The following is a 21,294-nucleotide window of genomic DNA, read 5'->3' on the forward strand; positions in this document are numbered from 1 at the left end:
CCGCCCGGTCACAGGATGGCCGCGCGGACCCGGCCCGACGCGACGGCCGCGGCCAGTGCGGCGGCGTCCCGCTCGTTCTGGTCGGCGTACGCCTGTGCGAAGACGGCAAGCGCCCGGTCGAAACGGTCGCTGCCGCCCAGGTAGGCGGCGATGGCAACGGGGTCGCCGGAGCGGGCATGCGCCCGGGCCAGCCCCGCTCCGCACAGGTGGGCGAACAGGCGCAGCAGGGCCGGGTCCATGGTCTCCGGCTGGGCGATGCCCTTCCAGTCCCGCAACTGGCGGACGTAGAAGTCCCTGCCTTTGCCGTCAAGGCCCGTTGCGTGAGTCCAGCCGAGGAAGATGTCGCTGGTCGTCTGCATCAGCCGCTGTCCAGTCACCACGCGGCGGCCCTCGTTGTCGTAGCGGGCGGCACCGGTGGGGGCGGCCAGCACCGACTCATTGGCCTCCTTGGCCTGCAGCAGCAGCGGATCGTCGTCGTCTTTGCCGAGCAGGAGCAGGATCCAGCACCGGGTGCCGACGCTGCCGACGCCGACCACCTTGCGGGCCATGTCGACCAGCCGGTAGCGGCGCAGCAGGAACCGCCGTTCCGACGACAGCGTCCGCGCGTATCCCTCCACCACGCTGCGCAGCTCCTTTTCCTGGCGGTCGTCGGACGGATCGTTCAGCAGGTCCCGCAGAGGAGTGACGAGTGGCGGATCGGGCGCGATCCGCCGTCCGTCGGCCGTGATCCGGGTGAGCTTGGCGAAGGCTTGCAGATGGGTGCGGGTGCGGGCCTTCGCTGTCGCCTGGGCGGTGCGGTGCCTGGCCTCCTTGCTCATCGACGAGGCCATCAGGGCCCGCATCTGGTCGGCGTCGTCCTGCGCGTACCAGACGTCCAGGGTGGCCATCGTGGCGAATGCACGCATGCGCGTACGGTAGGCGCGTACGCACTCGCGTACGGCGCTGTCCTGTTCGGCGGCGGAGAATCCGTTGTGCCGGCCGGCGATCGCGAAGGAGGCCGCGAGCCGTTTGACGTCCCATTCGAAGGAGCCGGCCAGGGTCTCGTCGAAGTCGTTGATGTCGAAGACCAGATGGCGCTCGGGTGAGGCCAGCAGCCGGAAGTTCAGCAAATGGGCATCTCCGCACAACTGCACCGTCAGCCCCGTGTTCGGCAGCTGCCGGAGGTCCATGGCCATGAGGGCCGCGGCGCCCCGGTAGAAACGGAACGGCGACTCGAGCATCCGGCCGTAGCGGATGGGCACCAACTCCGGCACGCGGGTGGCCGACTGGCCCTCCAGCACCTCCACCGGATCGATGCGGCCCCCGTCCGCCTCGAACCATCCGTGGCAGGTACGCGGAGCGCGCTTACGTGCGTCCTTGCCGTATGCCGCCCGTTCGGCCGCGGACAGGGCCGCCTGCGTGGTCATCGGGGTCGTCATGGCTGTCCGTCCGTTTCCCTGCCGCCGTCGTCCGGTCCCACCTGCCCGCCCCGCCGCAGTCCCGTCTGCACGGCGTAGGCGAGGAGCCGCGTCGCGACGACGAGCAGCATCAGTCGGCCGACCTCGGGCATCGTCACCATGCGCGCGGTTTCGCAACGGGCGTTGACGTCTCCGAACCCGGCGGCTGTGAACGTCGTCGGCGTGAAGTACAGGGCGTCGGTCCTGGTCGGCGATTCGCTGAAGGAGGCCGCGGCAGACTGCTCCAGGAGGCAGCGCGTGCCGGCGAGGGGGAGCAGATACGGCGCCACAGCGGCGGCCAGTGCGTCGACCGCCTTCACGCGGGGGTTGGGCGACCGCATGATGGCCCGCACCTCCCATGCGAGATGTCGGCCATGGCGAGCATGCCGCCCACCAGGAACGCGGTGGGCGCGTCCTCTTCGCCGCGATCCAGGCGCAGCGGATAGCAGACGGTGATCAGGGCCGTCGCCGTGAGGGCTGCCCACACGAACGCGGCTGCCGTCGACAGGCGGCTGGGAGGTGAAGTCGTGAGCGGCGGAAAGGCCGTCCCTCCTGCCTCGGAGGCCTGCTCCCAGGCGACGGCTGGATCACTCATGGCGTATCACGTCGTCCCTCCGGGACTTTTGTCCTGTACAGAAATGCGCCGTACAGGAATGAGCCGTACAGGCATCAGCCCACCGCCACGGCCCCCGGCGCGGATCACCCGCCAGGGGTGACCCGGCATGCGGTGATGCGCACGATGCTGGCGAGGCGAGGGCGGTGTGAACAGCCCGCGCACCGTTCGACCGGCGGTCCGGAGCCGGACCGCTTCATGCGAGGAGGCGCCGTGACCGTGCCGCGTGGTCCGATCCCGCACACCGAACCCGATCCTGCGACCGACAGGGCGGAAGCCACCCAGCACGGCGTCCAGGCCCGGTCGGCTGACACGACGGACTCCGGTCCCGAACGACAGCTGGCCCGGCTGGGCGGTTCCTGGACCTGGCTGCTGGGGTCGGCGGTGACGACGCTGGTGCCGGGCATCCTGATCCTGGTCTGGCCGGACGAGACCCTTCATGTGCTGGCCGTGCTCATCGGCCTGTATCTGATCGTGACGGGATGTTTCCGCTTCGTCGCCGCCTTCGCCCGGGAGCACGGCGACCGGCACACGGGCTGCCTGGTCGCGGTGCTGTTCGTCCTGGCCGGGGTGCTGTGCCTACGGCACCCGATGCAGACCGTCGCCGCACTCTCGCTCATCACGGGCGCCGTCTGGCTGGTGACCGGCATGCTGACCGCCTGGATGGCCCTCGCCGCCAAGGGCATGCCGCACCGCGGCTTCGTCCTCGGCGTGGCAGCCCTCGCCACCGTCGCGGGTGTGGTGGTGCTGGCCCTGCCCTCCGAGTCCGCCGTAGCCCTGACCCGGCTGCTCGGCCTGTGGCTGGTGCTGCTTGGGGTCGCCGAACTCGGGCTCGCCCTGGCGCTGCGCGCCGCCCTGCGCACGAACCGCTCCGAGACCGGATCCGGCCCACCGCCGGCGTGAGGTCCAGCTCCCTCCCTCGAGGAGGCCCCCATGCCTCGGCAACGTCACCCGCCACCTCCGACCCGGGCCGCGGCGACAGCACCCACGTGGCGCTGAGCGCCGAGCAACACGCCCAAGGCGGCACCCGACAGCACTCGCACCAGGAGCGCCAAGAACTCGCCGTCCGACATCCGCACCCGCGGAGACGTCCCCGACGCGCGGTTCCACCGCACCGAGCGCCTCGTCCTGAGCGAGTCCGGCACACCCCTTGCCCCGGCACCACAACCATGTCCGCCACTCACTGAACTCGTACCAGGAAACGAGGCAGAAAGATGACCACCACCCAAGCACCCCGGACAGACCACTCCACGAAGTTCGCGTGGGCCGCAGGCTTGATGACCTTCGCCGCCGTCATGCTGACCCTCGTAGGCGTCCTCGACATCTTCCGCGGCATCATGGCGATCGCCAAGGACGACATCTTCCTCAACACACGCAATTACGTCTTCGAGTTCGACCTGACCGGCTGGGGCTGGATCCATCTCGCCCTGGGCGTGGTCGCCGTGATCGTCAGCGTGGGGCTGTTCCAGGGGGCGACGTGGGCCAGGGTCCTCGGCGTCGCCCTCGCGGGGCTCGTCATCATCGCCAACTTTCTCTCGCTGCCGTACTACCCGGTGTGGTCGGTCATCATGATCGCCATGTCCGGGTTCATCATCTGGGCCCTGTGCGTCGCCCGGAAGGAGGACTTCGGCGACTCCTGGGATCGGTAGGAGAAGAGGGGCACCTGGAGCCCTCCGAGAACCTCAGCGGCGAAACCTTCGACTGCGCGATGGGACGGTCACCGACACAGGCACATGTCGGTGACCGTCCCATCGGACCACCACCGCCGCGGCTCCCGCGACGAGGGCCAGACGCGCGGTCCGGCGCGGAGGCGGACGTTTCCTTGTCAGGTGCTGCACCGTCCCGTCGTACGCATCGGGATCTCGAACGAGGCTCGCTCGCGCGCTGGTCGGGTGGCGTTGCCGAAGAAGGTCAGGAAGCGAGGAGCTTGCGCTTCTGGTCCTCGAACTCCGCTTCCGTGAGAACTCCCTGGGCCTTGAGCTCACCCAGCTGCTTCAGCTGTTCGATCTTGGTCGTCATGTCGGAGGCCACCGGAGCGGGCCGCTCGGCAGGAGGCATCGCCTGCGGTGCGGACGCCTGGTACTGGGGCGCCGATTGCGCCGCGGGCTCCCGGTACTCCTGCTGGGCCCCCCATCGCCCCTGCTGTCGGCGGGACACTCGGTTGGACACGGCGGTCGCCGTTCCGGCGACGACGGCCGTACGGGCGACCCCTCGGAGCAGACCCGGCATGGTGATCTCCCTTCTCGCCCCTTTGCCCTTCAGGGCGCGCTTTCGATTGCGTCGAGGGCGGCCAGAACCGCGGGCACCGGGATCCTCCCGGAGGCGACCAGCTCGGCACCGCCGCGGCGCAGGGCAGCGGCGAACGGCGCGGCCCAAAGGTTTTCGTAGATCAGGACGCCGGCGGAACTGCCGGGCTGGAGGGCGGCGGCTGCCTCTTCGAGGTCGTCCTGGCCCAGCAGGCCGGAGGACGCTCCTTCGAAGACGGCCAGGTCGAGTTCACCGTCACCGGTGAGATCACCGATCTCCAGACCGGTCACGGATCCGTCGGCATCCTTCCGGATGAACGTCAGGTCGAGGATCCGGATGAGGCCTCGGTCCACCAGGTCGACCAGGAGGGGGAGGCCCTCGCCGGTCATTCGGTTGCCGGGGAACTCCACGACCAGGTAGTCGATCGGTCCCATCTGGCCGGATGTGTCGACTTCATCAAATACGTCGCTCACGGCTCACCTCTGGGCTCGTCCCTGCTCCCCCACACCATTGCAACACCGCATGGCGGCGGTCGCACATCGCGCGCGATTCACTCGTCGGGCGCACACGGGTCGCACGCGCGGCGCAACACGGATCTCCTGGTGTCCATGACCGACGGTATCGACAAGCCGCTGAACACCCGCGAACGCAACGAACTGGACGAACTGCGGCACCGCCTGGGTGCCCTGGAGAGTGGCGCGCGCCCGCGGGCTGCGCGGCATCACCCGTTCCGATCCGCTGGTTCGGTCCTGCTGATCCTCTTCGCGGCGTTGCTGTCGATGCTGTCCGTGGTCGCGGTCTGGGCGAACAGCATCGTGCGGGACACGGACCGCTACGTCGCCACGGTAGGGCCGCTGGCCTCCGATCCGGATGTGCAGAAGGCGGTCACCAACCGGGTCACCGACGTGGTGCTGGCACAGATCGACGTGGACGCCTTGGTCAAACAGCTGCAGGATGCCGTATCGGAGAAGAGCGTCCCACCGAAGGCGGCCCAGCTGGTCGGCAACCTGGACGCGCCGATCACGAACGGTCTGAAGCAGCTGATCAGCGCCACCGTGGAGCGGGCGGTCACCAGCAGTGCGTTCAAGACGGCCTGGGTGGAGGGCAACCGCAGGGTGCACTCGGCCGTGGACAAGGCCCTGACGGGCGAAGGCGGCCGCGCGGTCTCGCTGAAGAACGACCAGGTGGCCATCGACGTGGCGCCGATCGTGGCCCAGGTCAAGGAACGGTTGGTCGACGCGGGCCTCGGAGCGGCCGCGAAGATCCCGGATGTCCACACGGACTTCGTGGTGGTCCAGTCGAAGGACATCGGCAAGATCAAGACCTACATGAGGATCCTCGAGATCATGGGCGGCTGGCTGCCCGTCGTGGCCCTGCTGGTGGCCGCTGCGGGGGTGTACACCGCGTTCAACCGCCGGCACGCGCTGATCGGGGTGGGACTGGCGGTGTTCGTGGCCATGCTGTGCCTCGGGATCACCCTCACCGTCTTCCGCGACGTCTACCTCGACCATCTGCCTTCCGGCGCGTCCCCGGCCGCCGCCGGAGCGGTGTACGACGCACTGATCAAGTTTTTGCGCGCCGGCGTACGGGCCCTCGGTGCCGTCGCCCTCATCACCGCCGTCGGCGCTTTCCTCAGCGGCCCGTCCAAGATCGCCGTCCCCGTCCGCAACGGATGCCGCAGGAGCATCGGCGCCCTGCGCGACGTCGCGGTCTCCGGGGGACTTCGGCTGGGGGCGGTCGGGCGGTTCGTCCACCGTTTCAAGCACTGGATCGGGGTCGTGATGGTGGTGGTCGCCGCTATCGTCCTCTTCACCTGGAGCTACCCGACCATGGCGGTCGTGGTGTGGACCACGGTCATCGTGCTGCTGGGCTTTGCCGTCCGGGAATTCCTGGACACCGGCCCCGCCCCGAGGACCACCGAATCCCAGGTCCCCTCCGCACCTTGAGGGATCGCCACGCGCCGCCGTACGGCCCGGTGCCCGCAGGATCGGGGCGGGCGGCCCGGCGACGGCCTGCCGGACGGTGCGCACAAGGTGAGGACAGCGGGGCGAGGACGGCAAGAACCTCACCGCCATGTACTCATGCGGGCCCGCGCGGATACGTGCTCCTGCTCGGCTGGCGCTCCTCGGCCAGTGGACGCGCCTCGGACAGGTCGGAGAGATTGGCATGCGGAACCACGCACAGGGCCCAGATGATGAACCCGGACATGGTGAGCATGATGACTGACCACACCGGGTAGTAGGGCAGGGAGAGGAAGTTGGCGATGATGACGAGTCCGGCGATGGCCACGCCGACAACGCGCGCCCACATCGCGGTCCGGAGCAGCCCGATGGCGACGATCACAGCGACCGCGCCCAGTGCGAGGTGAATCCAGCCCCAGCTGGTCAGGTCGAACTCGAACACATAGTTGCGCGTCGTGACGAAGATGTCGTCCTCGGCTATGGCCATGATGCCCCGGAAGATGTCGAGCAGGCCGACGAGGAAGAGCATCACTGCCGCGAAGGCGGTCAGGCCCGTGGCCCATTCCTGCTTCGCCGTGTGTTCCTGCCAGGTGTTTGTCGTGGTCATCTTCTTGCGCCTCGATTGGTGGGGTCCGAATACTCAGAGACCGTGGCTGCGGGTGGTGGAGCCGGTGGTTTCCGCCGGGCCGTGACCGGCCAGGACCAGTTCCTTGGCCCTGAGGAACTCGTCGTCCGTGATGTCGCCGCGGGCACGGATCTCCGACAGCTTGGCGAGCTCGTCGATGCTGCTGGGCCGGTTGGCGGCGCCCGCGGCCTCCCTGACGCGGGCGTCGAAGGCTTCCTGTTGCGCCCGCGCCTGGGCGATTTCCCGGCGGCCCATGTTCTTGCCGCGGGCGATCACGTAGATGAAGACGCCCAGGAAGGGCAGCAGGATGGTCAACACCAGCCAGCCGGCCTTCCCCCAGCCGCTCATCTCGTCGTCACGGAAGATGTCGAAGACGACGCGGAAGAGCAGCACGAACCACATGATCCACAAGAAGAACAGGAGCATGCTCCAGAAGACGCTCAGCAGGGGGTAGTCGTACGCGAGGTACGTCTGCGCGCTCATGTGTCTCCTCCGTCCCGGGCTCCGGCCCGGCCGCCGTTGTGTGCTGTCTTCAGCGTGGACACGCCCGGCGCCGGTGACCTCACCCGACGCGGGTGATCCCGTGCTCACGGCCATGGAGGGCGGCGGGGGTCTGCGCGAGTGCTTGGTCGTCGACGTAGTGCTCGTCGTTGAGTTCGCGCTGGCGCGGGATGCGGGAAGTGCGGCGTCCAGGAAGCGGGACCAGCGCCCTTCCTTCGCAGGGCGGCGGTCTTGTCCCGCACCGTTCCTTCCCGCTGGCGACAAGCCCTACCCGTCGGGCACCTACAGCTGGATGCTCCGCGCGGCTCTGCGCGACGCGTTAAAAGGCTCACGGCGAGAACCTCGACCTGCGACGCGAACTCGCCCGCCGCGGCGGCACCGCCTCGCCACAGTCCGGGGTCATCTGACCCTGCTGAATTCCGTGTCCCGCCTCACCAGAGTTCAGCCCGGTCACCGGCCAGATGCCGGATGGCCGCGGTGACGCTCCCACTCGGGAGCCAGGATCGACATCACGATGTCGTCCACCCACCCCCCGTCATACAGCAGCGCGTCGCGCCGGACGCCCTCCACCACGAACCCAGCCTTCTCATACGCACGGCGGGCGCGCGGGTTGAAGGAGAACACACCCAGCGAGATCCGGTGCAGCCCGAGCCGCTCGAAGCCATAACCGACGATCAATCGCACGGCTTCGGTGCCGAGTCCACGGGCTTGGCCGGCCGCGGCCACCGCGATCCTGAAGTTGCAGCTGCGGTTGCCACTGTCCCATTCATTGAGCACCGCCTCACCCACGCAGGTACCGGTCGCACGCTCGACCACCGCCAGGTCCAACCGGTCCGACTGCTCGTGACGAGTGCCATACCACGCACGCATCCGTTGCTCGGCGGCATCGTCCCATGGCTCAGGATCCACCGGGCCGTGGTCACTGCCGGTCAGGCGGCCCACCTCCGGGTCCTGGAGGATCGACCGCAGCGCGGAAGCGTCCTCGTCCAGGAGGAACGGGCGCAAGAGCACCCTCTCACCGATGAGCGTGGGCTTGGCGGAGAAGTCAGCCCGCGGAAGATCGTTCACGCGGCGATTGTGAGCCCGGAGAGGCCGCCCCGGCAATCGCGTTTCTCGTCCACTCCACATCGATCGAAGGAACGTCCCGACCAGCAACAACATACTCAGATCAAGATCAAACCGTTGACAACACCCGGGTCGAGCAGGACAACGTTGGCCTTCTCCTCGACGAAGGAGAAGCTGGCGAGGTGCCTGCCTTTGCGGAGGCCGATCTCGGGCTGGAAGGAGAGGTTGTAGTCGTCTAGCGTCTTGTGCTGCGACAGTTTCGACAGCCGCAGGCCCTGCCGAAAGCGCCGGTCGTCCTCTCGGGCAGCACCAGGTGGAGGAAGTCGAGACAGCCCGTCTTGCTCTCGTCAGCCCGCTGGATGTACTGGTTCGGGGCATCGGCCAGTGAGGCAGGCCGAGATTGACGGCCGTGGTGAATGCGGGTGCCGGTCAGCTCGCTCAACGGGCTTCCTTCGTCGGAGTGTTGGACGTGGTCACCGGCGGTTTCCTCCCGTGCGAGCGCGGTGGACCACCCATCCAGCACCCCGACCCCTCCCTCGGTTCGGCTACGACGACGCGTTCCACGCCCTGACCGTGGCACCTTCGCGGCACACAACGTCGCCATCTCACTCGCCGCCAACTGACCACACATGCAGGCGCATTCACTCACACGTGTACACCACCTGCCGTCGACGCATCCTTCTCCGGCAAGCGGACAGACTCCAGGCGCCGAAGCGCAGCAGCATTCTTCTCCCGAAGAACGCCGCACGACTTGTTGTTCCGCTCCCGTCTCATGGCCGCCAGAAAGGGAAGCAGCCGTGCCCATGACCGTCGAAGACCTGCCCGAGGCCCACGAGATCGGTGATCCGCCGGCGGACGTCTCTGCGGCCGAACTGCTCGACTCCGGCGAGCTCCCTCACGCCAACGACTTCTTCCGCACCATCGGTACGCTCCCCACGCCGCATCACCAAATGCTGCGCTGGCTCGAGAAGCTCCCGCGCGAGGCCGTGGCGCCGCCGCCGGGCTGGACGGCTGAGGACGTCCGCAGAGCGGAGGCGTACTTCTCGCACCATCACGCCACCGTCTCGATGATGCGGGCCACGGCCAGTCTGATCGGCTGCCACCCCTCCCCGGTCGAGGCTTTCACGCTGCGTTGCACCGGGCGTCTCGGCGCCAAGGAAGGCCCCAGGGCGGCGCCTGTCTCAGTCCTCCCGGCACTTCATGGACATGGGCAACAAGAACGCTTTGACCGACGGCGCCTTTGCGGCCACCGCGACCAAGGTGCGACGCCTGGTGCACGCCTCCGCCCGGGAACTTCAGAAGCGCTCCGGGCAGTGCGACCACGGCACGTGGGCCGAGCCGGTCTCCCAGAAGTGCAGCGTCACCGCCGCCTACCTCTTCTCCACCCAAGTGGTGAGGTCGATGCGGGTCCTGGGCATCCGCGTCGAGCAGGAGGAAGCCGACAAATACCGTGTCCTGTACTACCTGGGCGCGCCGGCAAGTGGGCCCTAACCGAGAAGGACACCGAAGCCTGCGGACCTGGCACTCCGTGCGCGAACAGGAGTGGCCCCGCAGCGACGACGGCATCTTCATGACCAGACAGGCCCTCGACACCGCAGCTACCTGCCGCCTGACCTCCCTCCACGACGCCTGCGCCGCCATGATCCGCACCGCGCTCACCAACCACTACGCCGACCTGGTCGACATCCCCCGTTTCCGCCCTCGGCCTGATCGCCAGGCCGGCCGCGCACGTTGACGCCCTCGCCTCGGCGGCCACCGTTCTCGCCGGTAACCCGCGAGAACGGTCACCGGGTCGACCCTTTCGACGAGGTCAACGGCGACGCCCACACAGCTTTCATCGCGGCACTGCGCTATGCCGCGACGCACGATTCAGGATGACCATCCGCAGATACACGAAGAACTCACCAACGGACTGTGACGATATTCGTGCGGGGGCCTCGGCGCCCAACCGTCCTTCGCCCCGCGAAGAATTCCCGAGGAAAATAGAAATGACCGAAGAATTCCAAAGGAGGCTGCTTATGCGTGGTGCCCGGACCTTTCTGCTCGCTGTGACCTGTGCGCTTTTCGCGGGGACCGCAGTCCCCGGTACAGCCGCCGCGGCGGAGCCCGGCGAGGTCGTGGTGTTCCGGACGGAACTGGTGCCGCTGACCGTTTACCAGGATCCTCACGGCTGTCACAAGCTTCCGGCGGACGCACACGTGCTGACGAATCGCACCGACGGGCCGGTCACGGTATACGGCGACCCCTTCTGTCTGACGCCCGGCCTCACCGTGCAGCCCGGCTTCGGGGCGCACGTGGCGCCCGGCAGCGGCAGCTTCTCGGCCTGAACCACCGCTTTCCATGCTCCGGTCCCCCCACACCCAGGAGTACTGCTTCACATGACCGTAGACCTTGTCGTCATGGGGCTTGGACATGTCGGGTTACCGCTCGCCCGAGCCGCGGTCTCGGCCGGCCTGGCCACCGCCGGGTACGACGTGTCCGGCACCGTGGTGTCCGGTCTCGCCGAGGGCCCCTCGCACGTCGGTGGTGTCTGCGACGCCGAGGTCGCGGCCATGCTGGACGCAGGCTTCCGCGCCACGGCCGACCCCGCGATCCTGGACGACGCACAGACCGTGGTGATCTGTGTTCCAACCGGGCTCACGCCGGAGGGCTTACCCGACTTGTCCGCGGTGCAGGACGCCTCGAGAGTCGTCGCTGCCCGGCTGCGCACCGGCATGCTCGTCGTCCTGGAGTCCACCAGCTATCCCGGCACCACAGAGGATGTCGTGAGACCGCTGCTTGAGAGCAGCAGTGGACTGCGAGCGGGCGAGGACTTCCATCTCGCGTACTCCCCGCAGCGCATCGACCCCGGCAACGAGGTCTGGGACGTCCGCAACACCCCGAAGGTCGTGAGCGGTTGCACCGCTCTGTGCGCGAAGTACGCCACCGCGTTCTACGGGCGGTTCGTGGACCACCTCGTCCTCGCCCGGGGCACGCGGGAGGCGGAAATGGCCAAACTCCTCGAGAACACCTACCGCTACGTCAATATCGCCCTGGTCGACGAGGTGGCGCTGTTCTGCCACCAGGCCGGCATCGACGTCTGGGACGTTCTGCACTGCGCGGCGGCGAAGCCGTTCGGCTTCGCCGCTTTCCGTCCCGGTCCCGGCGTCGGCGGGCACTGCATCCCCGTCGACCCCCGCTATCTGGCCGCGCGGGCGGGGTCCCACGGTTTTTCCTTCCGCATGCTGGCAGCCGCACACGAGGTCCTCACCCACATGCCGAGGCATGTCGTGAACCGGGCCCTGTCACTGCTCACCGAGACGCGCGGCCGACCCGAGGGCGCACGTGCCCTCCTCCTGGGCGTCACCTACAAGGCCGACGTCGCCGACATACGCGAGTCACCGGCGCGCCCCGTGGCCGCAGGGCTGCTTGCCACCGGGGTCGACGTCTTCTACCACGACCCGTACGCGGCCGACTTCAGCGTGGACGATCGGTCCCTGCCGCGCGCCACGGACCTGCGGGAAGCCCTGGCTGAGGCGGATGTGGCGATCCTGCTGCAGGACCACGCCTGCTACGCGAGAGAAACTCTGGGCCGAGCCCGTTGCACCGTGCTGGACACCCGCGGCAAGGCCGTGGGCAGCAGGGTGACGCTTCTCTGACACAGCCCCGTCGCGCCTCCCGCACTGGAGCCGCGACCTCTTTCGCCGCCTCAGCCGACGCCTCCTCCCGCCGACCCCGGTCGGCGCCTTCCTGCCGGCGTCCCGCCGGCCCACAGACCCGCGCAGTGGCAGCGCCCTGCGCGGTCGCGGCCCTGACCAGGGGCCGCAGCCCGTCATCTCTCCGAGACGAACCGAGAAGGAGAACACATGAGCACTGCTGTCGCCAACGACCGTCTGGTGAAGCGTTTCGAGAAGTGGGACACCGACGGCAACGGTGTGCTGGAACCCGCCGACTTCCAGGGCGAGGCAGCCCGGATCGCCCAGAACCTGGGGAGGAAGGCCGACTCTGCGGAGGTGCAGGAACTCCTGACCGCGTTCCAGGGGCTCTACGAGAACCTGGCCCAGAAGGCCGGAGTCGCCGCCGGGGGCGGCATCAGCCGGGAGCAGTTCCTCAGCGCCACGGGGGACATGCTGTTCAAGGAGGGCGAGGCGAGCTTCAACCGCGCCCTCTCCCCCATCGTGAAGGCGCTGATCCACCTGTGCGACGACAACCACGATGGCGAGATCGACGAGCGCGAGTTCCAGGCCTGGCTGACCGCCGTCGGCGTGCCGCGTTCCCGGGCCGGTGACATGTTCGGGCAGATCGACGCGAACGGCGACGGCCGCCTGTCCGAGGAGGAACTGCTGGGGGCGCTCCGCGACTTCCACTTCGGCCGGCTGGACATCGAGCTTCTCGGCTGACCTGCCGAACCGGCTCCGGTGACCCCCCTGGGCATCCGCTCAGGGGGGCCACCCCATGAAGGGGGCCTGGACGAAGGCGTCAGTCCTTCTGCCCCAGGCCCCCGTCATCCGGGCCCTGGACGAAGGTGACACGGGCCTCGGGCCGCAGCCGCAGGTCCCGCCCACTGACCGGACGGGGGGTGTGGATCAGGATGTTGTAGTGGTTCGGAAGGTGGCAGGCGTCGAAGCCGAGGACCGTGCCGACCGGCGTGTCCCCGATGCTCACCAGGTCGCCGCGGTCGATCACGCCGCCGCAGACCAGTTCCGCGAAGCCGAGGAAGCCCACCCGGTCGATCCGGGCTCCGGGGCGCGGGTCCCATTGGTCGGTGCTGACCAGTTCGTGCACCTCGCCCCGGCGTACGCAGCGCGCCGCGTGTTCCTCCAACCGCATCCCGCGGTCCGTGCGGTGGTGCGTCAGCACCTTGACCAGGCTCGCGCGCACCACACGTTTCGGGCCGTCCTCCGCCGGGTTCACCGGTCCGCCTCCGCCGTCGCCGCGTCGGACGCGGGCCGGGCGCAGCGGTAGGCAGCCTCGACCATCTCCAGTGCGGGCAGGCCGCCGTGCGCTCCCTCGCCGACCGGGGCGCGCCGGCCGGCGAGGGCGGCGAACTCCGTGAGGATCGCCTCGTACTCGTGCCACAGCGACGCCTTGAAGCCGGGGTGGCCGGCCAGCATGTCGGCGTGCAGGACCTCCCCGTCGGCCAGTTCGGCCTCGACGTCCTTGCGTTCTCCCGGATACGACCAGTCCAGTTCCACCGATGCGGTGGCTCCGGTGGGGCTGTTGAGGCGGATCACGGCCTGCCGGTCGACGCCCGAGCCGTCGCGGTGGATCTCGCAGCCGGTGACCGTGACGTCGCCGAGCAGCAGTCGCACCAGGTCGAGGGCGTTCGGGCCGTTGTCGGCCACGCATCCGCCGCCGCAGCGGGCGGGGTCGAGGTACCAGTCCTCACCGCCGAGATGTTCCTCGATGCGCTCCAGGTACCGCACGCGGACCGCGACGATCTTCCGGCCGGTCGCCTGGTGCGCCAGCGCGCGGACGGCCGCGTTGTAGCGGCGGTGGAACGCCGTCATCAGAGCGACGCCGCAGCGCCGTGCGAGATCCACCAGCAGGCTTCCCTCGGCGGCTGTGAGGGCAAGGGGTTTCTCGACGCACACGGGAACACCGGCGGCCAGCGCCTCTCGGCAGACCGGGAGGTGCGCGTGGTTGGGGACGGCCACGACCAGGGCGTCCGGCCGTGCCCGGGCCAGCAGTGTCCTGTGGTCGCTGAAGCGGGCCGCTCGGCCCCGGTACTGCTCCAGGGCCTGGTCGCGTGTGTCGCACACGGCCGACAGCTCCCAGCCGGGCAGCCGTTCGGCGGCGGCCAGGTAGTAGGGGGAGATGGCGCCGAGGCCGACGACGCCCAGGCGCAGGGGCCGGGTCATCGCGGGTTCCCGGAGCCGGGACCGCCGAGGAGGCCCAGGTCGGCCAGTTCCCGGTACAGGTGCTCCGGCAGTGGGATGCCGTCGCGCCGGCGCTCGGCGGCGAGTTCGGCCTCCCGCCAGCCCGGGTAACGCACCGGTTCGCCGTCGGGCACCGGCGGGCAGTCGGCGAGCGCGCCGAACAGGGACCGGGTCGAGCCGGCGACGTCCGTGCCCGGACGCAGCACGTCCGGGGCGATCGCGAGGAGGAAGAAGCCGATGCCGTCGTCTTGTCCGTGCGGCCGGCCGTCTCCTTCCAGGGCGGCGGGCGAGGGCCCCACGGCCGCCCCGGACACCACCGCGGCCAGCAGTTCCACCGCGATACCGAGTCCGTAGCCCTTGTGGACCCCGGTCTCGGCCGTACCGCCCAGCCAGCGCAGGAACGCCTCGCCGCGGTCGAAGGCGGACGGATCGGTCACCGGGTCGCCCGCCGCGTCCTCCAGCCAGCCGGGGGGCACCGGCGTGCCGCGGCGGGCGGCGACGCGTACCCGTCCGGTCGGCGCGACGGTGGTGCTCATGTCCAGCAGGAAGGGGTGGCCGTCGAGGGCGGGTGCGGCGACGCTCAGCGGGTTGGTGCCGAGCATGGCCACCGCGCCTCCCGGCGGGCGTGCGATGCGCTGGCCGCCGCAGTTGCTCGCGACGACGCCGATCATTCCGGCGTGCGCGGCGCGGACGGCGTGGAAGCCGGCGCACCCGAAGTGGGTAGCGCCGCGCACGGACAGCAGGCCGACGCCGTGCCGGCGGGCCCGGGCGACGGCGTCGTCCATGGCTTCGGCCGCGGCCCACAGGCCCAGGGCGCGGCGGGCGTCGACGACCGCGCAGGCGCCCAGGTCGGTGACGGTCCGCGGTTCGGCACGGGGGGCGCAGCGCCCCGACTCCAGCAGCGGCAGGTAGAGCCGGGTGAGGTTGAACACCCCGTGCGAGTCGAGGCCGGTGAGGTCGCCGTGGCACAGCGCGTCGGCGGCGAGCCGGGCCCGGGGCACCGGAATGCCGTGGCCGGTGAACAGGCCGGTCAGCGCGGCACGCAGCTCGGCGTGGCCGACAAGGACGGATGCGTGGTCGGAGGGTGCCGGGGAGGCGGTGGACACCGTCATACGGGGTTCCTTACGGGAGGGGCCGGTCGGTGGTCTTCGGCGAAGAGAGTGACGAGGCGGTGGACGACGTTCGCGAAGTCCTCCAGGTCGGCGAGGTCGACGAACTCCCCGGGAGCGTGGGCGTGGTTGGCGGCGAGGTCACCGGGGCCGAGCACGGTGGTGAACGCGTCGTCCAGACCGGCGGCCCAGATGGCGTCGCACGTGAAACCGGGGTCGCCGTCCGCCGGCCGGGCTCCCGCGCGGGCCAGGAGTGCCTCGGCCCAGGGATCGCGGTTGTCCAGCGCGGGCAGTCCGTGCTTGTCCCAGCCGAGCCGTGTGATGCGTGCCCCGTCCCGTGCCGTGCGGGCGAACTCCCGGGTGGAGGCGAAGAGTTCGGTGAAGCGGAGCAGACCGTCGCTGACGTGCCGGGTCACTGCGGCCTTCAGGTGACGGCCGTCCGCGGTGGTGCCGTAGGACAGGTTCACCAACAGGGTGCCGGTGCCGTGGACGCGGTTGTGCGTGCGGCCGGTGTGCAGCCCGGCCAGGCACACCCGTGCGCCGGGTACGGCCCCGTCCAGGCGGGTGGCGAGGTGCTGGGCGAGGAAGCCGAGCAGCACGGTGGCGTTGTGTCCGGCGTCCGGATGGTCGTCCACGGCGTCCTCACCGGTGACGGTGATCCGGGTGGTCATGGAAGCGGTCGCCCGGGGCAGCGCGCGCAGACCGGTCGGCTCGCAGAACACGTTGAGGCGTCCGTAATGGCCGGCTTCCAGCAGGGGGCGGGTGCCGTAGGTGCCCAGGGCGCCGCCTTCCTCCCCGGCGACGGCCTGGACCAGGACGGTGATGTCCCGTCCGACGGCGGGGTGGGACGCGGCGGCCCGCAGTCCCGCGAGCAGGGCGACGGCGGGCCCTTTGGCGTCGACCGCGCCCCGGCCGGTGAACCTGCTTCCGTCGAAGGCGGGCGGGACGTGTCCGGCGACGGTGTCCAGATGGACGTTGAACATCACCGTGTCCACGCGGGGACGCTCGGGTCCCAGCCGCAGCAGCAGGCTGGGCTGGTCTGCTAGGAAGCGCGGATCGCACGCGGCGGCCCGGACGGTGGACGGAACCCCGGGCCGGTCCAGACATGCGGCGGGCGCGGCCGCGAGCCGTACGGTGTCCAACCCCGCGTCGGCGGCGGCTGCCGCGTACCGGTCGAGGAGGTCGGGCAGCCGGGACGGCGGGTCGTCGGGCCCGGCCTCCAGAGGGTTGACGCTGGGCAGGCGCAGGAGGTCCAGCAGCAGCTTCTGGTACTGGTCGGTGAACAGTGCGGTCACGCCGTACCGTCCGGACAGGCGGGTGCCGCCTCCACGGACCGCAGCAGCCGGGTGAGCGCCTGTCCGGCCCGCACGAACAGGTCACCGGCGTCCTCACCGGCCCGGACCAGGCCCTCGTGGGGGCGCACGGCGAGGTGCGGTTCGAGGGAGAGGGCCCCGGTGTAGCCGTGGGCGGCCAGGATCCGCAGGCACGCGGCCACCTCGGCACCGCCCTCACCGGGCAGGGTGTAGGCGGTGGTGCCGTCCGGGGTGCGGACGGCGTCCTTGATGTGGACGTGGGCCACGTAGGGGGCGAGGTCCTGAAGCATGTCCGGCGCGCGGTAGCCGTAGGGAACGCCGTTGCCGGTGTCGAACAGCAGGCGCAGGGCCGGGCTGTCCACGGCACGCAGCAGTCGGAGCGCGCGGTCGGCCCGGTCCCCGGCCCAGCCCGCGCAGTTCTCGTGCACCAGCACCAGGCCCGCGCGCTCGGCGCGGTCCGCCAGGACGGCGGTGCGGGCGAGGACGCGGTCGGCCCACTCGGTCTCCGTCAGACCGTCGTTGGGGTACGACATGATCCGTACGAGACGGCAATTCAGGGCAGCGCACCGCTCGGCCAGGACGTCCAGTTCGGCGAGGTCCACGGCGAGGTCACCGGTGACGGGACGGGACCAGTTGCCGATCCTGGAGGCCACGGCGATCACCGTGACGCCGACGTCCTCCAGCCGCCGGGCCAGGGTGGCGAAGGCGGCTGGGGAGAGGTCGGCGAGTGCGGTGCCGTCGATGGTGCGCAGTTCGATGGCGTTCCAGCCCAGGTGGCACAAGGCGGCCAGCTGGCCGTCGGTATCGGGCGCCGCCTCGTCGCCGATCCCGGCCAGGGGCCCGAATCCCGCGGCGCGGTATCCGGCGGTGCCATGTCGGGGCATGTCAGCGGCTCCTGGTGTAGGCGGATGGTGCGGCGGCGCAGTGTTCCCGGGCCGCGCAAAGCAGGCGGGCGGTCTCACCGGCGAGCGAGAACCCGGTGGCGTCCGGCGCTTGGGAGAGGAAGCCGCGATAGGCGCCTTCCAGGAAGTCGGTCAGGGCGTCGTCCCGGAAAACCTGGCGGCCGGGTCCTGGCACGCCGCCCGTGGCGGGGGCTCCGGTCGGCGCCGCGCGCGCATCGCCGCCGGCAGGGGTGATGACGAGCTGGGCGTGGTCGTCGTCCTCGCTGAGGGGGAAGTGGCCCGTGGCCGTCCCGCCGTCGAACTCGCAGACGACGCTGCGTTGCCGCACGGGTGCGCCCAGGTCGGAGCGCAGCAGGGTGGACACCCCGGTACTGTGCTCCAGTTCCAGGTGGGCGCCGCCCATACCCGGCAGCTCCCGGTCTTCGCAGCGCAGGTCCCAGCAGCGCGCAGCGCGCAGTTCGGCGGGGCCGGCCAGGTCGAGGGCCAGGGCCAGGGAGTGGGGGATCTCCACGTCGAGGGCGCTCTGGTGCCCGTCGGTGGTCAGGGACCGCAGGAAGCGCGGCTTGTGCTGGTCCACGGTGATGCGCCGCAGCGGGCCGAGCCGGCCGCCGCGGACGAGCCCGCGCAGTCGGCCCGCGAGCCGGGAGCCGGTCCAGTGGGCCACGGCCACGAGGGCGAGGCCCGTCTCGTCACGGAGCCGGATCAGGGCGTCGAGTTCGTCGCAGGACGCGGCCAGGGGTTTCTCCACGATCATCCGGCGGAAGCCGTGCCCGGCGAGCTCCGCGATCAAGGCGTGCCGCAACCGGGGCGGCGTGCACACGTGCACCACCGCGTTGGCGGGGTCCACGTGGTCCAGGGCCTCGTCCAGCGTGGTGACGACGGTCGTCCCGTCGGGGGCGGCCGCCAGCCGCAGAACGCCGGCGCGCGGGTCGCAGCCGACCGCGGGCAGGGCGACGAGTGGATCACCCGTGCTTCCGGTCCGCCCGGCCAGCCGGGCCAGCGTCCTCAAGTGCAGTCCGGATCCGGACCGGCCGAGCCCGACCACGAGGGGCTGCAGCACAGGGCCTCCTAGTCCGTGCGCCAACTCCGTTGTGACGCAGGACTATTGCCGTCCCGGAAGGAATGGGTCAAGACATCCGGAAGGCATTTACTCACAAAGTGTGAAGTTGCCCCTTCCTCATTCTCTGCGGCCCACGATTCCTATTAGCGTCGATATTCGGCACGACCCAACGGAGCGGTGAAGAAATTGAGCGGATTACCGGCCGTAGAAGAAGCGGCGCATGCGGTTCCCTTCTTTTCCCAGGCTAAAACCTTCGAACTGCTGTGGCCTTCCATCGAAAAGTCACTGGAGGAGGTTTTCCACAGCGGTAAGTTCTCTCACGGAAAACAGGTCGGACAGCTTGAGACGGCGCTCGCGGAATACACCGGCGCGCGGTACGTGGTCGGCGTCAACAGCGGCACCGACGCGCTCGTGCTGCTGCTGCGCGCCTGTGGGCTGCGTCCCGGCGACGGCGTCCTGGTGCCCGCGTACTCGTTCTTCGCCACCGCGTCGGCCGTCGTTCTGGCAGGCGGCCGGCCCCAGTTCGTCGACATCGACCCGGGGACGTACGCGATGGATCCGGCGGCCCTGGAGGCGGCCGTCACTCCCCGCAGCCGGTTCGTGATGCCGGTGCACCTGTTCCACACCATGGCCGACCTGGAGGCCGTCACCGCGGTCGCATGGCGGCACGGTCTGACGGTGGTCGAGGACAGCGCCGAGGCGATCGGCATGCGCCGACGCTGTGTGCACGCGGGCCTGCACGGCGCCGGAGGGGTGCTGTCCTTCTTCCCCTCCAAGACGCTCGGGGCGCTGGGGGACGCGGGAGCCGTGCTCACCGACGACCCGGAGGTGGCGGACACCGTCGCGGCCCTGCGCCACCACGGCAGGACCGGCCGTACGCTGAACGACTTCCCGGCGATCTCGACCGACAGCGCGTGGCCGGGCGTGAACAGCAAGATGGACGACATCCAGGCGGCCGTCCTGCTCGCCAAGCTGCCCCTCCTGGAGGAGCAGATCGCGTACCGGGCCGAGCTGGCCGACGCCTACACCGCCCGCCTGCGGGACGTGCCGGGCATCATCCGCCTGCCGCGCGTCACCGCCGAGGGGCCTGGCACCCGCGACGTGTATTACGTCTACCTCATCGAGACCGAGGACCGGGACGCTCTCGTCGCCCATCTCGACCGGCACGGCATCGGCACCGAGGTCTACTACCCGGTGCCGCTGCCCCACCAGCCCGTCTTCGCCCACCTGGGCCACCGGACGGGCGAGTTCCCGCACGCCGAGGCGGCGGCCCGGCGTGCCGTGGCTCTGCCGTTCCACCCCGATCTCGGCCCCGGCGACCTGGACCGCGTGTGTGACACCGTCCGCTGCTTCCTCGCCGGCGGGAGGACGACCGTATGACCGTATCGCTCCCTCCCGCCGTCCCGTTCTTCCCGCCCGCCCTCTTCGAAGCCGACCGCACCGCGCTCATCGGCCTGGTCCGGGAGGTGGGCCTGGACCCGGAGCAGCGGTTCATCCTGGGCCGGCGCACCGCGGCCTTCGAGGATCTGCTGCGCGAGGACTTGGGGGCGGCCGACGTGGTCGCGTGTTCCAGCGGCACCTCGGCGCTCTCCCTGGTGCTGCGGGCTCTGGAGGTCGGTCCCGGTGACGAGGTGATCGTGCCCGCGTTCGGGTGCGCGCCGCTGGCCGCGTCGGTGGCCGGCACCGGCGCCACCCCGGTCTTCGCCGACATCCGGCCGGACACCATGACCATGGACCCGGACCATGCCGAGCGACTCGTCACCGCGCGGACCAAGGCGGTGATGCCGGCCCACATGTTCTCCGTGATGGCCGACATGCCGAGGTTCGTCGAGCTGGCCCGTCGGCACGGACTGCGTCTGGTGGAGGACTCGGCGGTCGCCCAGGGCGGCGTCCTGCGCGGTGTTCCGGCCGGACTGTGGGGCGAGGCGGGCGTCTACTCCTTCGTCCAGGTCAAGACCTGCGGCATGCCCGGCGAAGGCGGCGTGGTGGTCACCCGGGACGCGGAGCTGGGCGAGAAGGTGCGGATGCTGCGCAACCACGGCCAGGTGGCCGGGCAGCGCTTCGTGCACCACGCCATCGGGCTCAACAGCCGCTTCGACGAGATCCAGGCCGCGTTCCAGACGCACCGCTACCGCGGCTTCCCCAAGCGGCTGGCGCGGCGGGCGGAGATCGCCGCCTACTACACCGAGCGCTTCACGCCGCTGACCGGCCGCGGTGTGGTCCCGCCCCCGCCCGACCGGGACGGCCGGTGCTTCTACGTCTACACGGTGCTCGCCTCCGACCGGGACGCCCTCGGCGCCCATCTGGCCGAGTGGGGGGTGGCCTCGCACGTCTACTACCCGCGTCCCCTGCCCGCGCACCGCGCCTTCGCCCCCTACGCGCCCCCCGGTGCCCGCTGGCCGTGCGCGGAACAGGCCGCCCGCCGTCATCTGGCGCTCCCGGTGCACCACTTGCTGAGCGACACGCAGGTCGAACACGTCGCCGACCTGGTGTGCGCGTTCGTCACCGAGCGCCCCTGACGCACGACGGCGCAGCACTACAGCACAGCACCACAACAGAGCACAGCAACATACGACAGCCGCCGGGACCGTCCCGTCTCCCGGA

General features: G+C 70.3%; 26 protein-coding genes. 10 read left to right on the top strand and 16 right to left on the bottom strand.

Going from position 1 to position 21,294, the window contains the following annotated elements:
* Positions 1-8: 8 nt before the first annotated feature.
* The 3 genes from ABZT02_RS36695 to ABZT02_RS36705 are packed head-to-tail and all read right to left on the bottom strand — an operon-like array spanning position 9 to position 2,031.
* Positions 9-1,418, bottom strand: coding sequence for a DUF2252 domain-containing protein (locus ABZT02_RS36695; RefSeq protein ID WP_356025543.1), 1,410 nt, complete (start codon positions 1,416-1,418; stop codon positions 9-11).
* A complete protein-coding gene (locus tag ABZT02_RS36700; protein WP_356025545.1) occupies positions 1,415-1,777 on the bottom strand; it encodes a potassium channel family protein in 363 nt (120 codons plus the stop codon). Before ABZT02_RS36700 ends, ABZT02_RS36695 begins: the two co-directional genes overlap by 4 nt.
* Positions 1,753-2,031: a hypothetical protein gene (locus tag ABZT02_RS36705; RefSeq protein WP_356025548.1), complete on the bottom strand. Its 279-nt coding sequence runs from the start codon at positions 2,029-2,031 to the stop codon at positions 1,753-1,755. The genes ABZT02_RS36700 and ABZT02_RS36705 overlap by 25 nt, the downstream gene beginning before the upstream one ends.
* A 231-nt stretch (positions 2,032-2,262) precedes the next feature.
* Here ABZT02_RS36705 and ABZT02_RS36710 point away from each other — a divergent pair, with 231 nt between their 5' ends.
* Both ABZT02_RS36710 and ABZT02_RS36715 read left to right on the top strand, forming a co-directional pair.
* Positions 2,263-2,952, top strand: a complete 690-nt coding sequence (locus tag ABZT02_RS36710) for a DUF308 domain-containing protein (RefSeq protein WP_356025551.1) — start codon at positions 2,263-2,265, stop codon at positions 2,950-2,952.
* A gap of 311 nt (positions 2,953-3,263) precedes the next feature.
* Positions 3,264-3,698 carry a hypothetical protein gene (locus ABZT02_RS36715; protein ID WP_356025554.1) on the top strand — a complete coding sequence of 145 codons (435 nt, stop codon included), beginning with the start codon at positions 3,264-3,266 and terminating at the stop codon, positions 3,696-3,698.
* A 262-nt stretch (positions 3,699-3,960) separates the two neighbouring features.
* On the opposite strand, the gene ABZT02_RS36720 is transcribed toward ABZT02_RS36715, so the two are convergent.
* Together ABZT02_RS36720 and ABZT02_RS36725 are read right to left on the bottom strand one after the other, a co-directional pair.
* Positions 3,961-4,278, bottom strand: coding sequence for an SHOCT domain-containing protein (locus ABZT02_RS36720; protein WP_356025557.1), 318 nt, complete (start codon positions 4,276-4,278; stop codon positions 3,961-3,963).
* 29 nt (positions 4,279-4,307) lie between these two features.
* Positions 4,308-4,730, bottom strand: a complete 423-nt coding sequence (locus tag ABZT02_RS36725; RefSeq protein WP_356025653.1) for a DUF6325 family protein — start codon at positions 4,728-4,730, stop codon at positions 4,308-4,310.
* A gap of 174 nt (positions 4,731-4,904) precedes the next feature.
* On the opposite strand from ABZT02_RS36725, the gene ABZT02_RS36730 reads away from it, so the two are divergent.
* A complete protein-coding gene (locus ABZT02_RS36730) occupies positions 4,905-6,242 on the top strand; it encodes a hypothetical protein (protein WP_356025559.1) in 1,338 nt (445 codons plus the stop codon).
* A gap of 133 nt (positions 6,243-6,375) precedes the next feature.
* Here ABZT02_RS36730 and ABZT02_RS36735 read toward each other — a convergent pair whose 3' ends face one another.
* The 5 genes from ABZT02_RS36735 to ABZT02_RS36755 form a co-directional block, all read right to left on the bottom strand.
* Positions 6,376-6,864, bottom strand: a complete 489-nt coding sequence (locus ABZT02_RS36735; protein WP_356025562.1) for a hypothetical protein — start codon at positions 6,862-6,864, stop codon at positions 6,376-6,378.
* 33 nt (positions 6,865-6,897) lie between these two features.
* Complete coding sequence (locus tag ABZT02_RS36740; protein ID WP_356025564.1) at positions 6,898-7,365, bottom strand: PLDc N-terminal domain-containing protein; 468 nt, start codon at positions 7,363-7,365, stop codon at positions 6,898-6,900.
* A 468-nt stretch (positions 7,366-7,833) separates the two neighbouring features.
* Positions 7,834-8,451 (bottom strand): GNAT family protein, encoded by a 618-nt coding sequence (locus ABZT02_RS36745; protein ID WP_356025567.1) that lies wholly within the window; start codon positions 8,449-8,451, stop codon positions 7,834-7,836.
* 95 nt (positions 8,452-8,546) lie between these two features.
* Entirely contained in the window at positions 8,547-8,780 is a 234-nt protein-coding gene (locus tag ABZT02_RS36750; RefSeq protein WP_356025656.1) for an ATP-binding protein, read from the bottom strand.
* A 438-nt stretch (positions 8,781-9,218) separates the two neighbouring features.
* Positions 9,219-9,347, bottom strand: a complete 129-nt coding sequence (locus ABZT02_RS36755; protein ID WP_356025569.1) for a hypothetical protein — start codon at positions 9,345-9,347, stop codon at positions 9,219-9,221.
* Between the two features lie 307 nt (positions 9,348-9,654).
* On the opposite strand from ABZT02_RS36755, the gene ABZT02_RS36760 reads away from it, so the two are divergent.
* From ABZT02_RS36760 to ABZT02_RS36780, 5 genes are all read left to right on the top strand, one after another.
* The gene (locus ABZT02_RS36760) at positions 9,655-9,939 is read left to right on the top strand and encodes a hypothetical protein (protein WP_356025571.1); all 285 of its coding nucleotides are present in this window, start codon (positions 9,655-9,657) and stop codon (positions 9,937-9,939) included.
* A gap of 37 nt (positions 9,940-9,976) precedes the next feature.
* Positions 9,977-10,183 carry a hypothetical protein gene (locus ABZT02_RS36765; protein ID WP_356025573.1) on the top strand — a complete coding sequence of 69 codons (207 nt, stop codon included), beginning with the start codon at positions 9,977-9,979 and terminating at the stop codon, positions 10,181-10,183.
* A 283-nt stretch (positions 10,184-10,466) separates the two neighbouring features.
* Positions 10,467-10,775, top strand: coding sequence for a hypothetical protein (locus ABZT02_RS36770; protein ID WP_356025575.1), 309 nt, complete (start codon positions 10,467-10,469; stop codon positions 10,773-10,775).
* A 51-nt stretch (positions 10,776-10,826) separates the two neighbouring features.
* Complete coding sequence (locus ABZT02_RS36775; RefSeq protein WP_356025578.1) at positions 10,827-12,086, top strand: nucleotide sugar dehydrogenase; 1,260 nt, start codon at positions 10,827-10,829, stop codon at positions 12,084-12,086.
* A 207-nt stretch (positions 12,087-12,293) separates the two neighbouring features.
* Positions 12,294-12,827 (top strand): EF-hand domain-containing protein, encoded by a 534-nt coding sequence (locus ABZT02_RS36780; RefSeq protein ID WP_356025581.1) that lies wholly within the window; start codon positions 12,294-12,296, stop codon positions 12,825-12,827.
* A 79-nt stretch (positions 12,828-12,906) separates the two neighbouring features.
* On the opposite strand, the gene ABZT02_RS36785 is transcribed toward ABZT02_RS36780, so the two are convergent.
* From ABZT02_RS36785 to ABZT02_RS36810, 6 genes are read right to left on the bottom strand one after another with little or no spacing between them, the layout of a single operon-like run.
* Entirely contained in the window at positions 12,907-13,341 is a 435-nt protein-coding gene (locus ABZT02_RS36785; RefSeq protein WP_356025584.1) for a hypothetical protein, read from the bottom strand.
* Complete coding sequence (locus ABZT02_RS36790; RefSeq protein ID WP_356025587.1) at positions 13,338-14,288, bottom strand: Gfo/Idh/MocA family oxidoreductase; 951 nt, start codon at positions 14,286-14,288, stop codon at positions 13,338-13,340. The genes ABZT02_RS36785 and ABZT02_RS36790 overlap by 4 nt, the downstream gene beginning before the upstream one ends.
* Complete coding sequence (locus tag ABZT02_RS36795) at positions 14,285-15,418, bottom strand: Ldh family oxidoreductase (protein WP_356025590.1); 1,134 nt, start codon at positions 15,416-15,418, stop codon at positions 14,285-14,287. Before ABZT02_RS36795 ends, ABZT02_RS36790 begins: the two co-directional genes overlap by 4 nt.
* Positions 15,415-16,710, bottom strand: a complete 1,296-nt coding sequence (locus ABZT02_RS36800; RefSeq protein ID WP_356025592.1) for a M20/M25/M40 family metallo-hydrolase — start codon at positions 16,708-16,710, stop codon at positions 15,415-15,417. The genes ABZT02_RS36795 and ABZT02_RS36800 overlap by 4 nt, the downstream gene beginning before the upstream one ends.
* Positions 16,707-17,612, bottom strand: a complete 906-nt coding sequence (locus tag ABZT02_RS36805) for a sugar phosphate isomerase/epimerase family protein (RefSeq protein ID WP_356025595.1) — start codon at positions 17,610-17,612, stop codon at positions 16,707-16,709. The genes ABZT02_RS36800 and ABZT02_RS36805 overlap by 4 nt, the downstream gene beginning before the upstream one ends.
* A 1-nt stretch (position 17,613) precedes the next feature.
* Positions 17,614-18,690 carry a Gfo/Idh/MocA family oxidoreductase gene (locus tag ABZT02_RS36810; RefSeq protein WP_356025598.1) on the bottom strand — a complete coding sequence of 359 codons (1,077 nt, stop codon included), beginning with the start codon at positions 18,688-18,690 and terminating at the stop codon, positions 17,614-17,616.
* A 177-nt stretch (positions 18,691-18,867) separates the two neighbouring features.
* Between ABZT02_RS36810 and ABZT02_RS36815 the strand changes: the two genes are divergently transcribed.
* The gene (locus tag ABZT02_RS36815; protein WP_356025600.1) at positions 18,868-20,070 is read left to right on the top strand and encodes a DegT/DnrJ/EryC1/StrS family aminotransferase; all 1,203 of its coding nucleotides are present in this window, start codon (positions 18,868-18,870) and stop codon (positions 20,068-20,070) included.
* The gene (locus ABZT02_RS36820) at positions 20,067-21,209 is read left to right on the top strand and encodes a DegT/DnrJ/EryC1/StrS family aminotransferase (protein ID WP_356025603.1); all 1,143 of its coding nucleotides are present in this window, start codon (positions 20,067-20,069) and stop codon (positions 21,207-21,209) included. Before ABZT02_RS36815 ends, ABZT02_RS36820 begins: the two co-directional genes overlap by 4 nt.
* Positions 21,210-21,294 lie beyond the last annotated feature (85 nt).

The sequence above is a fragment of the Streptomyces sp. NPDC005402 genome (assembly GCF_040606575.1).
GTDB lineage: Bacteria > Actinomycetota > Actinomycetes > Streptomycetales > Streptomycetaceae > Streptomyces.